Source organism: Actinoplanes campanulatus (genome assembly GCF_014647795.1).
In the GTDB taxonomy this organism is placed as follows: Bacteria; Actinomycetota; Actinomycetes; order Mycobacteriales; family Micromonosporaceae; genus Actinoplanes; species Actinoplanes campanulatus.
Genome location: NZ_BMPW01000006.1, coordinates 37,011 through 50,116 on the forward strand (window position 1 = coordinate 37,011; position 13,106 = coordinate 50,116).

A 13,106-nucleotide genomic window follows, 5' to 3' on the forward strand; every position below is an offset into this window, starting at 1 on the left:
TAAACCGGACGTTTCATCTTCCGCTTCGGCTGGCGCCCGCCGCCTGGAATCGACCACCGCCCGGTCCGCCGGCCGTCAGCGAATCGGCGAACTGCTCCGGGTGGACCGCCTGATCGGCAACGTGGGCGGCCCGAAGCGGGAGGAGTTCGCCTATCCCGGCGCCTCCTACGTCAAGGTGCACTTCGACCGCCTGACCATGCTGCCCGGCGACTACGTGACCGTGTCGAACCCGGAGCGCACCGAGTCCTACCGGTACGACGAGAGCGACCCGGACGGCCGCTGGGCCATGTCGATCACCGGGGACACCGCGGTCGTCGAGGTGCACCGGGAGATCAACCCGCTCGGGCTCCGTGACATCACCGGTGACCTCGGGATCGGCATCGACCGGGTGGCCCGCGGCGACTCCCGCCCGGCGCCCGCACGGCCGGGCCGGGAGGAGTCGGTCTGCGGCACCGACACCTCCAGCGACGCGGTCTGCTACGAGTCGAAGGACCCGGTGGCCTACACCAAGTCGAAGGCGACCGCCCGGCTGCTGATCAACGGCACCGAGCTGTGCACCGGCTGGCGGGTCGGCCCCAAGAACCGCATGATCACCAACAACCACTGCCTCACCACGTCCGGGGAGGCGTACGACACCGAGGTCTGGTTCAACTACCAGTGCGCCAAGTGCGGCGGCTACGACGTGTTCAAGCCGACCAAGGTGTGGGGCGATCAGGTGCTCGCCACCGACAAGACGTACGACTACACGCTCTTCACGGTCGACGGCTTCCCGTCGATCGAGAAGTTCGGCTACCTCACCCTGGACACCGTCCGGCCCGGCAAGGGCCAGGAGCTGTACGTGCCACAGCATCCGTCCGGTGAGCCTGCCAAGATTGCCGGCACCAAGGGCGAGGCGGTCGGCAACTGCGAGGTCGACAATCCCGACTACACCGGGTACGCGGCACATTCGGACGTCTCGTACTTCTGCGACACGGCCGGCGGCTCGTCCGGCAGCCCGGTCATCTCCCGCGCCACCAACCGGGTGGTGGCGCTGCACCACTTCGGCGGCTGCCCGAACTCCGGCGTGCGGGGCGATCTGCTGGCCGGGAGGTTGCGCACGTACCTCTAGTTTGTAGAGGTGAGCGAGAAGATCGGTAAGACCTGGTGGCCCGAGGTGGCGGCGCTGGTGGCGTTCGCCGCGCTGACCCTGGCGCTGGTCCGCGGTCACCTGCTGGACCTGGACCAGTGGGTGGCCGACTGGGCGTTCGCCCACCAGCCCGCGCCGGTGTACTGGACCGCACGCGTGTTCAACTACCTGGGCCAGGGTGGTCAGGTGCTGATGCCGGTCACGCTGATCCTGACCGGGGTGCTGTTCTGGCGTACCCGATCGGTCCGTGCCCTGTTGCCGTTCGTGGTCACCTTCGCGCTCACCTACTGCACCATCGGCCCGGCGAAGATCTTCTTCGACCGGGCCGCCCCTCGCTTCACCGGCCCGGACGCGGTGATGCTGTTCAACCCGAGCGCGGCCGGCGACAAGGCGATGAGCTACCCGTCCGGGCACGTCGCCAACACGCTGGTCTGGTTCGGGGTGATCGCCCTGCTCCTGACCGTTCTGATGAAGCGGGACCTGTCCCGGCGGGAGTGGTTGCTGCTGCGGGTGGCCCCGGTCGTGATCGTCTTCGTGACCACGGTCTACACCGGGTTCCACTGGCTCACCGACTCGATCGCGGCGCTCTTCCTGGGCTTCGTCCTGGTCCGCCTGCTGGGCCGGATCCCGTGGGGACTCCGGTCAGATCCAGGCGCCGGAGCGCATCACCCGGCGCGGCGTCAGGTCGGCGGAGAGGACCACCAGGTCGGCGCGTAGGCCCGGGACCAGGGCGCCCAGCGTCTCGGACAGGCCGAGCAGCCGGGCCGGGGTGGTGGCGGCCATCGCGGCGGCGTCCACCAGCGGCAGGCCGGCGGCCACCGCGTTGCGCAGCGCCACGTCCATGGTCAGGGTGCTGCCGGCGATCGAGCCGTTGTGGGCCAGCCGGGCCACCCGGTCGGCGACCAGGACCTCCTGGCCGCCCAGCTCGTACCGGCCGTCCGGCATGCCGGTGGCGTCCATCGCGTCGGTGACCAGCACGGCCCGTTCGGGGCCGGCGCTGCGGGCCGCGAACGCCAGCATCCCCGGGTGCAGGTGGATGTTGTCGGCGATCAGCTCGCACGCCGTGGTCGAGGAGAGCAGACCGACCACCGGGCCCGGCTCGCGGTGGTGCGGCGGCCGCATCCCGTTGAACAGGTGGGTGGCGACGGTCGCGCCGGCGGCCACTCCGGCGTGCGTCTGGTCGTACGTGGCGTCGGTGTGCCCGATCGCCGCGAGGACACCGGACGACCGCAGCAGGCCGATCGCCTCGCACGCGCCGGGCAGTTCCGGGGCGACGGTCATCATGCGTACCGCGCCGTCGCCCACCTCGATCAGCTCGGCGATCTCGGACAGTGACGGATCCCGCAGGAAAGCCGGGTTCTGCGCCCCGCAGCGGGCGTGCGACAGGTACGGCCCCTCGAAGTGGATCCCGGCGAGCACCCCCTCGGCGACCAGCGGCCGGTAGTCGACCGTGGCCGACCGCATCAGCTCGAACGGCGAGCTGACCAGGCTGGCCAGGATCGTGGTGGTGCCGTGTCCCAGGTGGAAGGCGGCCGCCTTGCGGGCCGCCCCCGCGTCACCGGTGGTGAACGTGTGCCCACCGCCGCCGTGACAGTGCAGGTCCACGAAGCCGGGCACGATCACGTCGTCGCCCACCGCGTCGTCCGGGACGATCGCCGCGATCGCCTCGCCGTCCAGGTCGAGATGGCCGGGGACGACCGCGCCGGGGGTGACGATCCGGCCGGAGATGCGGGTCACGGTGTCTCTTTCAGTGAGTCGAGGGCCAGCAGGGCGGAACCCAGGCAGCCGGCGGCGTCGCCGAGTTCGGCGCGGACGATCTCGGGGGAGCGGTGGAAGGTGACCCGCTGGGCGACCGCGGCGCGGACCGGGTCGAGCAACTCGTCACCGGCCTCGGCCAGCCCGCCGCCCAGGACGACGATGCCGACGTCGTAGAGCGCCTGAGCGGTGATCAGGCCATCCGCCAGGGCTTCCACGGCGTCCTGCCACACCCGGCGGGCCAGTTCCTCGCCGCGGGCCGCCCGGGTGGCGACGTCGAAGGCGGTGGCGGTGGGTTCGCCGGACAGTTCCGCGTACCGTCGCCCGACCGCCTTGGCCGACGCCTCGGCCTCCAGGCAGCCGCGCAGCCCGCAGCCGCAGGGGGTGCCGCCCGGCCGGACCACGACGTGCCCCAGCTCGCCGGCCGCGCCGTGCGCTCCCGGGTAGCCGGCGCCGTCGATCACCAGGCCGCCGGCGATGCCGGTGCCGATCGCCACGAACAGCACGTGCCGCCGCCCGCGCCCGGCGCCGAGGCGCGCCTCGGCGAGAGCGCCCACCCGCACGTCGTGGCCGAGCGCCGCGGGCATCCCCAGCCGTTGCACGGCCAGATCCCTCAGCGGTACGTCCCGGAAGCCCACATTCGCCGACCAGACCGCGACGCCGTTGTGCTCGTCGACCACGCCGGGCACCGCGATGCCGGTCGCGACCGGGGTGAGCCCGTCGGCGCGGGCCTTCCCGGCCAGCGCCCCGGCCACGCCCAGGATCGTCTCGGTGACCGCCTCCGGGCCGCGCTCGGCCCGGGTCGGGTGCCGCTCCTCGTGGTGGACCGTGCCGTCTGGCCGGACCAGGGCGCACTTCATCCCGGTGCCGCCCACGTCCAGGGCGACTACGACGCTGTCGTTCACGCCAGGACTACGGAACGGGTGAGGTTGGGAGGGTTGTCCGGGTCGAGGCCCTGGGTGGTGGCCAGCGCCAGGGCCACCCGCTGGGCCAGGATCAGGTCGGCCATCGGGTCCAGCGGGGCCCGGCCGCCGACCCAGCGGCCGATCGAGCCGTACCCGCCGTGGTGGCGGCTGTGCACGAAGGCGGCGCCGGTGGCCTCGACCTCCCCGGCGAGGCCCTCCGGCACGTCACCGAACGCCCACACCACCCGGCGCGGCCCGGCGATCGCGATCGGCCCGTGCCGGTAGTCCATGGCCGGGTACGACTCGGTCCAGAAGCCGGCGGTCTCCCGGCACTTGAGGGCGGCCTCCTCGGCCAGTCCGACGGTCCAGCCCCGGCCCAGGAAGGTGATCTGGTCGAAGAGGGCCGGGTGCACCGGGAGCGGGAGGCGGATCGCGACCTCGGCGTCCGAGGCGGCCGTCTCGATGTCGTGGCCCAGGTGCGCCCGTAGGACGGCCAGCACACTGGTGGCGAAGCGGGTCTGCACCACCGACTTCTCGTCGGCGAAGTCGAGGACCACGGTCTCGTTCGCGATCTCCGCGGCCGGCTGCGCGGCGTCGGCGGTGAAAACGGTCACCGGGGTGCGCTCACCGACAGTGCGCATCACGTCGAGGGTCTCGGTCGTGGTGCCGGAGCGGGTGATCGCCACGAGACGGTCGTAGTGGCGGCCGTACGGGAAATCGGACGCCTGGAACGCGTCGGTCTCGCCGTGGCCGGCCTGTTCCCGCAGAACCGCGTACGACTTGGCCATGAACCACGAGGTTCCGCACCCGACGACGGCGACCCGCTCGTCACGGCGGGGCAGCCCCGGCGCCCCGGCTAGTTTCGCCGCCTGCCGCCAGCACTCCGGTTGTGTGGCGATTTCCGCTTTGACATGGCTCATGTCTGTTCCTCACCGGTTGATGCTGCGCATTAGCGCTCGGTTCCCGGGACTTTCGCGCGTTATTGTGCTCACGAGGCCGTCGTCGGGGCAAGCGCCTAAGGTCCTTCGCGCAACGAATGTCTTTGCTTCCAGGGCTTTCGCGCACTAATGTGCACACACTTATCATGGAACGTGCATCGGGGAGTGGTGGGTGGACCGGTACGCGCGGTGGAATGCCCTGCTCGAATTACTCACGGAGAGCGGCCGGGTAACCGTCGAAGAGGCCTCCGAGCGTCTCGACGTCTCCCAGGCCACCATCCGGCGTGACTTCGACCAGCTCGCCCAGCAGCAGATGATCACTCGAACCCGGGGCGGTGCGGTCGCCAACGGTGTCTCCTACGACCTGCCGCTGCGTTACAAGAGCGCCAAGCACTCCGCCGAGAAACAGCGTATCGGCGAGGCCGCGGCCCGTCTCGTCACTCCCGGAACGGTGGTCGGCCTCAACGGCGGCACCACGATCACCGAGGTGGCCCGGGCGCTGGCGGTCCGGCCCGACCTCAACGCCGGCGGTGAGGGTTCCCAGCTCACCGTGGTCACCAATGCCCTGAACATCGCCAACGAGCTGCTGCTCCGCTCGCGCATGAAGATCGTCGTGGCCGGCGGTGTGGTCCGTCCGCAGTCCTTCGAGGTGGTCGGCCCCCTGGGCGGCGCCCTCCTGCGGGAGGTCACCCTGGACATCGTGCTGCTCGGCGTCGACGCCCTGGACGTCGAGCTGGGCGCCGCCTCCCACCACGAGGGGGAGGCGTCGATGAACAGCCTCATGGTGGCCCGAGCCAAGCGGGTCGTCGTGATCGCCGACTCGTCCAAGCTGGGTGGCCATGCCTTCGCCCGGATCTGCCCGATCACCAAGGTCGAGACCCTGGTCACCGACTCCGGCGCCCCGCCGTCGGTGCTGGCCGCCTTCCGGGAGGCGGGCGTCGACGTCATCACCGCCTGAAAGCCGCCTATGGGTGTCAGCGGATCGGACGTTGCGTAGTCGTTTGGTCGCTTGAGGTAGCGTCTGCGGGGATCTTCGGTCCGACCTATGCTGAGGATCCCTCGTGAAATCCGTGGTCACCGATGCCGTCTGGGAGCGCCATGCAGCCCGCCGCCGAACCGACCGGGGAGCAGCCCGCTCTCACTGATCGGGAGCTGGAGATCCTCGCCTTCGAGGGCCAGTGGTGGAAACACGCGGGCGCCAAGGAGCAGGCCATCCGGGACACCTTCGGCCTCTCCTCGACCCGCTACTACCAGATCCTCAACGGCCTGCTCGACAACCCGGCCGCTCTCGAGCACGACCCGGTCCTGGTCGGACGGCTGCGCCGGCTCCGCTCGGCCCGGGCCCGCGGCCGCCGCCGCTAGGCCTGGCGGCTCTCGGCGTAGTTGGCGAGCCAGGCCACCTGATCCGGGTCCAGTGAGGCCCGCACCCGGGCGCGGGCCGTGGCCACGTTGCCGGCGGTGACCGTGGACGCCTCCAGGGAGTCGCGCATCGCGGCCAGCGCCGACTCCCGGATCAGCGCCGAACAGTCGGCCGCCGAGAAACCCTCCAGCTCCGCGCCCAGCTCGTCCAGATCGACCGCGTCGTCCAGCGGCACCGCCCTGGCCGAGGCCCGCAGGATCGCGGCCCGCGCCGCGGCGTCCGGCGGCGGCACGTAGACCAGGCGCTCCAGCCGGCCGGGCCGCAGCAGCGCCGGGTCGATCAGGTCGGGCCGGTTGGTGGCCCCGATCACCACGACGTTGCGCAGGTCCTCGACACCGTCCAGTTCGGTCAGCAGGGCCGCCACCACCCGGTCGGTGACCCCGCCGTCGCTGCCCTGACCGCGGGCCGGCGCCAGCGCGTCCACCTCGTCCAGGAAGACCAGGGTCGGCGCCGCCTCCCGGGCCCGGCGGAACAGCTCCCGCACCGCCCGCTCGCTGTCGCCCACCCACTTGCTGAGCAGCTCGGCGCCCTTCACCGACAGCACGTTCGCCTTCCCGGTCCCGGCGATCGCCTTGACCAGGTACGTCTTCCCGCACCCGGGCGGCCCGTAGAGCAGCACCCCGCGCGGCGGCGAGACACCGAGCCGGGCGAACGTGTCCGGGTAGGTCAGCGGCCACAGCACCGACTCGGTGAGCACCTGCTTCACCTCGACCATGTCCCCGACGTCGTCGAGGGTCACGGCCGCCACCTCCAGGGTGGACTCGGCCATCGAGGTGGGCCGGACCACGTCGAGCGCGGCCTCGAAGTCGGCCATCGCCACGGTCGGCGACTCGGCGTCCTTCTGCCGCAGCGCGGCGCGGACCCCGGCCTCCCGGGTCAGCGCGCCCAGGTCGGCGGCCACGAAACCGGGGGTGCGCCCGGCGACCTCGTCCAACCGCACGTCCTCGGCCAGCGGCATCCCCCGGGTCAGGACGCCCAGCTGCTCCCGCCGCATGGCCGAGTCCGGCAGCGGCACGGTCAACTGGACGGCCAGCAGGTCCGGGGCGCGCAGGACCGGATCGACCGACTCGGGCTTGCTGGTGGTGCAGACCACCGCCGTCCCCTGCGCCACGGTCTCGGCCAGGACCTGCCGGAAGATCGTGGAGATCGGTCCCGGCTCCTCGCGCGGGGCCAGCGCCTCCACGTCGACGAACAGCAGCATGGCGGGGCTGTCCGTCCGCACCTCGGCGGCCAGCTCACGCAGCCGGGCCGCCGCCGCGTTGTTGGTGAGCGCGGCCAGCTCCGGCGCCCACACCGTGCGCACCTTCGCGCCGACCGCGCCGCCGACCGCCCGGACCAGCGTGGACTTGCCCGACCCGGCGGGTCCGGAGATCAGGACACCGAGTGTCACCCGGGTGCCCAACCGGGTCAGCACCTCCCGGTGGTGGAAGCCCAGGTCGAGCAGCTCCTCCAACTCCTTGGCCTGGGTGCGGAGGCCGGGCAGGTCGTCCAGGTTCGGCGGAGGCGCCGCCGGGACGGCCGGTGCGGGCGTCCCGGCGCTGATCGGCGCGGCCGGACCGGCCGAAGCGGTGCCCGGGCCGTCCTGCCAGGTGACCACGGTCTTCATGGTGACCAGGGAGGCATCCGCGCCGGCCACCGCCGTCACCCGCAGCAGGGCACTGGTCCAGCCGTAGCCGACCCGGTTGGCCAGGCTGCGCCGGGCGGCTTCGAGATGCGGACGGTTCCCGGCCTCCGGCACCACGTCCTGCGGCAGCAGCGAGACGTCGTCGCCGGCGCTGACCACCTTGCCGAGCAGGGCCAGGCGCAGCATCTCCGGGGAAACCGCGGCGACCACCTCCGGCGGCCCGGACAGGGTCACCCGGTCGGCGTGCACCACCGGGATCGGGGTGACGGTCACCTCGCCGCCGTCCCGCATCCGGAGGTTGCCCAGGATCAGATCGTCGGCGTACAGCAGGCCTCCGCCGGAAGCCGCCTCGGCCCTGGCGACGAGGCAGGCGGTGGTCCGCTTGCCGGTGAGGCGCACCGGATCACCGGTACGCAGGTCCAGCCCTGCCATCACCTCCGGATGCAACCGCACCACTCCACGCCGCGCATCCAGCGCAGCGGGGCGCAGGGTCACCGTCAGCGTGAGATCATCAGCCACCGCGCGTGCCTCCGATGGAATGTCTGGGGCCATCTGGTTCGTCCACGCTATCCGCCGAGGGGTAGTCCATTGATGAGGCGTAGACCGCTTGTCGTCCTGACGGTGGCGCTGGCCGTGCTGTCCGGGTGCACCGACGACCCGCCCACGCCGTCGGCACCACCCCCGGCGTCCCCGGCCACCTCGCCCGGGACCACCCTGGACATGCCGCCGGACAGCTTCGGCCCGCCCCCGCCGGCACCCACCCCCACCGGCCGGATGGAGATGAGCCCCGCCGGGTACGGCCCGTTCCGGATCGGCATGACCCAGCAGGAGGTCACCGACGCCGGGCTGGTCGCCGAGCTGTCATCGGACGGCTGCGGCAGCGCGAGCGACTTCCCCGGTACGCCGGAGGTCGACTTCTGGGGCGGCGAACTGGTCCGGGTACGGCTCACCAGTCCCACCGCCGATACCGTCCCGATCGGGTCCACCCTCGCCGAGGTGCGGGCCGCGTACCCGGCCGGCCGCTCGGTCACCGGCGCGGGCGGTGTCACCGGCTGGCTCGTCGTGGACGGCGCCAACGCCATGCTCGTCGAGTTCACCGCCGGTACGGCGACCGCCGTGACCGCCGGCGTGACCACCACCGTCGAGGAGGTCTTCGCCGGCACCCGGGGATGCTGAGAGTTTTCCCAGAGAACCCTCAGCCCCACCTCAGGGGTCTCCTACTAGCGTGTGCGCCATGTCTGCCCTGACCACCGGGTTGCGCCGCGCGCTTCCCCGGCTCAACCGGCGCCGGGTCGTCCCGGCGGTGGCCGCCCTCGTGGTGCTCGCCGCCGTGGCCGTCTGGGCCGTCCGCCCCGCGCCGGACGCCTGGACGACCGAGGATCTCCGGCTGGCCGGTGACGGCGTCGAACTGGACGCCCGCTTCTACCTGCCGGCCGACCGGGACGCCGATGTGCCCGCGGTCCTGCTGGCGCACGGTTTCGGCGGCTCCAAGGACACCGTCCGCAGCGACGCCGAGGCGCTCGCCGGGCAGGGCTACGCCGTGCTGGCCTACACCGCCCGCGGGTTCGGCCGCAGCACCGGCGAGATCCACCTGGACAGCCCGGACCACGAGGTCAAGGACGCTCAGCGGCTGCTCGACTGGCTGGCCACCCGGCCCGAGGTGACCACCGACGGCGCCGGGGACCCGAAGGTCGCGGTGGTCGGCGGCTCGTACGGCGGGGCCCTCGCCCTGCTGCTCGCCGGCCAGGACGGCCGGGTCGACGCGATCGTCCCGTCGATCACCTGGAACGACCTGGGCACCGCCCTGGTCCCGCAGTCGGCGGACACCGGCGCGGCCGGCGTCTTCAAGAAGAGCTGGGCCGGCTACTTCTTCGGCAACGGGACGGCCTCTGTGGAAAGGGGCGGCCCACCGCAGCGGCAGGAGCCGCAGGATCCCGCGTGCGGCCGGTTCGCGAAGGACGTCTGCGCCGCCTACCTCCAGATGGCCACCAGCGGCATCCCGGACGAGAACACCCTGGCCCTGCTGCGGAAGTCCAGCCCGGCCACGGTCCTCGACAAGATCAAGGCGCCGACGCTGCTGATCCAGGGCGCGGTCGACACGCTCTTCCCGCTCTCCGAGGCGGACGCCAACGCGAAGGGCATCGCGGCGGCCGGCACCCCGGTCCGGGTGGCCTGGTTCACCGGCGGCCACGACGGCGGCGAGGGGCCCACCTCCGACTCCGACCGGCTCAAGTACCTGACGGTGCAGTGGCTCAACCACTACCTCAAGGGCGAGGGCGAGGCGCCCGGCGACGACTTCACCTGGTCCAGGGTGGCCGGGTTCAGCGCGCTCGACCGCGGGCTGGTCACCAACGGCTACTCCGCGGACGCGTACCCCGGATTGGCCGGAACCGGAAGCACCCGGGTGACCCTCACCGGATCGGCGCAGCCGATCGCCAACCCGCCGAACGGCAACCCCGGCGCCATCTCCTCGATGCCCGGCCTCACCGGCCGGCTCAGCTCGCTGCTCAGCGGCAACGTGGCCCTGGACGTGGCCGGTCAGCACGCGATGTTCGACTCGGCGCCGCTCACCGCGGCCGCCGACGTGGCCGGCTCGCCCACGGTCCGGCTGCGGGTCGCGTCGCCGACCGGCGAGGCGGTCGTCTTCGTGAAGCTCTACGACATGGACGCCAACGGCACGGCCACGCTCAGCGCCGGCCTGGTCGCGCCGGTCCGGCTCACCGGCCTGCCGGCCGACATCGCCCAGGCGCAACCGGTCACCGTCACGCTGCCGGCGATCGTCCGGCAGATCGAGGCGGGCCATACCGTACGCGTCACCGTCGCCACCTCCGACCAGGCGTTCCTCACTCCCGCCCAGCCCGCCACCTACACCGTCGCGGTGGAGCCGGAGCTGACCCTGCCGACGCTGACCGGCAAACCGATCGCCGATCCCGGCAGCCTGTGGTGGATCGTCCTGGCCGGTGTGGTCGCGGCCATCCTGCTCGGCCTGGTCCTGCTGCTCGTGGTGAGCCGGATCCGGCACCGGCGGCGGGACGTGGCGGTGGTCGCCGAGCACGCCGGCACCCCGCTCGTGGTGCGCGGGCTGCGCAAGGCGTACGGGGACGGCTTCGTGGCGGTCCAGGAGATCGGCTTCACCGTGGAGCGCGGGCAGGTCGTCGGCCTGCTCGGCCCGAACGGCGCCGGCAAGACCACCACGCTGCGGGTGCTGATGGGCCTCACCCAGCCGACCGAGGGCGAGATCTTCGTCTTCGGGCACCGGCTGGTCCCGGGCGCGCCGATCCTGTCCCGGGTGGGCGCGCTGGTCGAGGGCCCCGGTTTCCTGCCGCATCTGAGCGGTTACCAGAACCTCCAGGCGTACTGGCAGGCCACCGGCCGGCCGTGGGAGGACGCCCGGTTCGAGGAGGCGCTGGAGATCGCCGGACTGGGCGACTCGGTGCACCGCAAGACCCGCAAGTACAGCCACGGCATGCGGCAGCGGCTCGCCATCGCGCAGGCCATGCTCGGGCTGCCCGAGCTGCTGGTGCTCGACGAGCCGACGGACGGGCTCGACCCGCCGCAGATCGCCGAGATGCGCCGCGTCCTCCAGCGGTACGCCACCGACGGCCGGGCCGTGCTCGTCTCCAGCCACCTGCTCGCCGAGGTGGAGCAGACCTGCACCCACGCGGTCGTCGTCAACAAGGGCCGGATCGTGGCGTCCGGCCCGGTCGGTGACATCGTCGGCGAGTCGCCGTCGGTGCAGTTGGAGGTCTCCGACGTGCCGGCCGCCACCCGGATCCTCGAGGACCTGGGCGTGCACTCGGTCAAGACGGAGGGCGCGAACGGCCTGATCGTCGACATGAACGGGACGGCCCGCTCGGAGATCGTCGCGTCGCTGGTCGGCGCCGGCATCGGGGTGGAGCGGCTGGTGCCGCGCCGCCGCCTGGAGGACGCGTTCCTGTCCCTGGTCGGCGACAACTCGCGAGGAAGTGGAGACCGATGAGCGAGCTTGCGAGCGAATCCATGGGCACAGTTGAAAGCTCGTCGGGACGCCGGAGCGCAGCGGAGGTGGCACGATGAGCTCGTTGGAGGCCGCGACCGGTTACCGGCCGTCGCGCACCCTGCCGATCTGGGCCGAGGTGCGCCGCCAGGCGTCCCGCCGGCGCACCCAGCTGGCGCTCGGCTTCATGGTGCTGCTGCCGCTGATCATCCTGGCCGCCTTCGAGTTCGGCGGCGGGGGCGGCCCGGACGAGGACGGCGACGGTGGCGGCGCGTTCAGCAGCATGGCCGACCTGGCCACCTCCGGCGGTCTGAACTTCGCCCTCTTCGGGCTGGCGGTCTCGGCCGGGTTCCTGCTGGTCGTGGTGGTGGCGCTGTTCTTCGGCGACACGGTGGCCAGCGAGGCGAGCTGGGGCAGCCTGCGCTATCTGCTGGCCGTTCCGGTCCCGCGGGCCCGGTTGCTCGGCGTCAAGCTGACCGTCGCGGCCGCCTACTCGCTCGTCGCGTTGCTGCTGCTCACCGGCACCGGGCTGCTGATCGGGACGCTGCGTTACGGCTGGTCCCCGCTGGGCAGCACGATCGCCGCGGAGATCCCGCCGGCCGAGGGTGTGCTCCGGCTGCTCGGCATCCTCGCCTATCTGGCGACCACCCTGCTGGTGGTGGCCGGCCTGGCCTTCCTGCTCTCGGTGCTGACCGACGCGGCTCTGGGCGCGGTCGGCGGCGCCGTGCTCCTGTGGATCCTGTCCAGCATCCTGGACCAGATCGAGGCCCTCGGCAGCATCCGCAACGCCCTGCCCACCCACTACACGGACGCCTGGATGGGCCTGCTCTCCACCCCCGTCCAGACCGAGGACCTGGCCAAGGGCGCGATCTCCGCGGTCGTCTACGCCACGCTGTTCTGGGGGATTGCCTTCTACCGCTTCACCCGAAAAGACATAACTTCCTAAACCCCTTTTCTCGTACGGAAGTGCCGGGTCCCGTGACCCGCGGCGGCTACTCCAGGCGCTCCTCCAGGCCGTCCCCCGCCGCCCGCTCATGAGAGCCGGGCGGCGGGCTCCGCCCGCCACACGAGGCAGCTTCGTGTGCGCCCACCGCTGTCATAGGGCTGGTGGTCGCACGCGCAGGCCCGTGCGTGTGGTGGGGTGGCGGTGGGGGCAGGGTTGGGCGCAACCGCTCACGCACGTCGCACGGTGGGGCTCGCGTTCTGGACGCGCCAGCGGCCAGCGAGGCCAGCCGGGCCCTCGGCGGGAGCAGCGGTCTGTACCCACCACCCCGCTGCGACCTCGAGGTTTTGATCTTGGAGGTGGGGGCGACCGAGGCAGGGTGGCCGCGGAAGGAGGTGGCTCACACCTCGGGAACTCCG

General features: G+C 72.3%; 11 protein-coding genes. 7 read left to right on the forward strand and 4 right to left on the reverse strand.

The genetic code is table 11. The features are described from left to right. Positions 1-100: 100 nt before the first annotated feature. The gene (locus IEZ13_RS12955) at positions 101-1,108 is read left to right on the forward strand and encodes a trypsin-like serine peptidase (RefSeq protein ID WP_229794654.1); all 1,008 of its coding nucleotides are present in this window, start codon (positions 101-103) and stop codon (positions 1,106-1,108) included. Positions 1,109-1,117: 9 nt separating this feature from the next. After that, positions 1,118-1,843 carry a phosphatase PAP2 family protein gene (locus IEZ13_RS12960; protein ID WP_183222411.1) on the forward strand — a complete coding sequence of 242 codons (726 nt, stop codon included), beginning with the start codon at positions 1,118-1,120 and terminating at the stop codon, positions 1,841-1,843. Here the strand turns inward: IEZ13_RS12960 and nagA are convergent. The 3 genes from nagA to IEZ13_RS12975 are packed head-to-tail and all read right to left on the reverse strand — an operon-like array spanning position 1,769 to position 4,706. Beyond that, positions 1,769-2,863 carry an N-acetylglucosamine-6-phosphate deacetylase gene (gene nagA / locus IEZ13_RS12965; protein WP_183222412.1) on the reverse strand — a complete coding sequence of 365 codons (1,095 nt, stop codon included), beginning with the start codon at positions 2,861-2,863 and terminating at the stop codon, positions 1,769-1,771. The two genes, IEZ13_RS12960 and nagA, sit on opposite strands and share 75 nt — an antisense overlap. Beyond that, on the reverse strand, positions 2,860-3,786 hold the full coding sequence (locus tag IEZ13_RS12970) for an ROK family protein (protein WP_183222413.1): 927 nt from the start codon (positions 3,784-3,786) through the stop codon (positions 2,860-2,862). Before IEZ13_RS12970 ends, nagA begins: the two co-directional genes overlap by 4 nt. After that, positions 3,783-4,706: an SIS domain-containing protein gene (locus IEZ13_RS12975; protein WP_183222414.1), complete on the reverse strand. Its 924-nt coding sequence runs from the start codon at positions 4,704-4,706 to the stop codon at positions 3,783-3,785. Before IEZ13_RS12975 ends, IEZ13_RS12970 begins: the two co-directional genes overlap by 4 nt. Positions 4,707-4,896: 190 nt before the next feature. On the opposite strand from IEZ13_RS12975, the gene IEZ13_RS12980 reads away from it, so the two are divergent. Then, positions 4,897-5,682 (forward strand): DeoR/GlpR family DNA-binding transcription regulator, encoded by a 786-nt coding sequence (locus IEZ13_RS12980; RefSeq protein ID WP_183222415.1) that lies wholly within the window; start codon positions 4,897-4,899, stop codon positions 5,680-5,682. A gap of 140 nt (positions 5,683-5,822) precedes the next feature. Next, positions 5,823-6,086 carry a DUF3263 domain-containing protein gene (locus IEZ13_RS12985; protein ID WP_229794655.1) on the forward strand — a complete coding sequence of 88 codons (264 nt, stop codon included), beginning with the start codon at positions 5,823-5,825 and terminating at the stop codon, positions 6,084-6,086. Here the strand turns inward: IEZ13_RS12985 and IEZ13_RS12990 are convergent. Next, positions 6,083-8,320: an AAA family ATPase gene (locus IEZ13_RS12990; RefSeq protein ID WP_183222417.1), complete on the reverse strand. Its 2,238-nt coding sequence runs from the start codon at positions 8,318-8,320 to the stop codon at positions 6,083-6,085. The two genes, IEZ13_RS12985 and IEZ13_RS12990, sit on opposite strands and share 4 nt — an antisense overlap. Before the next feature lie 39 nt (positions 8,321-8,359). Between IEZ13_RS12990 and IEZ13_RS12995 the strand changes: the two genes are divergently transcribed. The 3 genes from IEZ13_RS12995 (at position 8,360) to IEZ13_RS13005 (ending at position 12,690) form a co-directional block, all read left to right on the forward strand. Then, on the forward strand, positions 8,360-8,944 hold the full coding sequence (locus IEZ13_RS12995; protein WP_183222418.1) for a hypothetical protein: 585 nt from the start codon (positions 8,360-8,362) through the stop codon (positions 8,942-8,944). 58 nt (positions 8,945-9,002) lie between these two features. Further along, positions 9,003-11,747: an alpha/beta fold hydrolase gene (locus tag IEZ13_RS13000; protein ID WP_183222419.1), complete on the forward strand. Its 2,745-nt coding sequence runs from the start codon at positions 9,003-9,005 to the stop codon at positions 11,745-11,747. A 73-nt stretch (positions 11,748-11,820) separates the two neighbouring features. After that, entirely contained in the window at positions 11,821-12,690 is an 870-nt protein-coding gene (locus IEZ13_RS13005) for an ABC transporter permease (protein WP_183222420.1), read from the forward strand. Positions 12,691-13,106 lie beyond the last annotated feature (416 nt).